Origin of the sequence: Pseudomonas sp. SIMBA_041 (assembly GCF_046535095.1) — a bacterium.
GTDB classification, from domain to species: Bacteria; Pseudomonadota; Gammaproteobacteria; order Pseudomonadales; family Pseudomonadaceae; genus Aquipseudomonas; species Aquipseudomonas mucoides.
The window spans coordinates 1-253 of the sequence record NZ_JAWRXJ010000615.1; the positions used below are offsets into that span (position 1 = coordinate 1).

The following is a 253-nucleotide window of genomic DNA, read 5'->3' on the forward strand; positions in this document are numbered from 1 at the left end:
CGCAACTGGTGCAACTGGGCCAGGCCGAACTTGTCGGCGCGCTCGATGATGATGGTGTTGGCGCTGGGCACGTCGATGCCGGTCTCGATGATGGTCGAGGCGATCAGCACGTTGAAGCGCTTGTGGTAGAAGTCGCTCATCACCTGTTCCAGCTCGCGCTCGCGCATCTGCCCGTGGCCGATGCCGATGCGTGCTTCCGGCACCAGTTCGGCGAGGTCTGCGGCGCATTTTTCGATGGTTTTCACATCGTTGT

At 61.3% G+C, this 253-nt stretch carries 1 protein-coding gene; it reads right to left on the reverse strand.

Annotated elements, in window-relative coordinates:
- The coding region (locus SB725_RS32575) for a helicase-related protein (RefSeq protein ID WP_410923621.1) at positions 1 to 253 on the reverse strand (253 nt) is incomplete at both ends.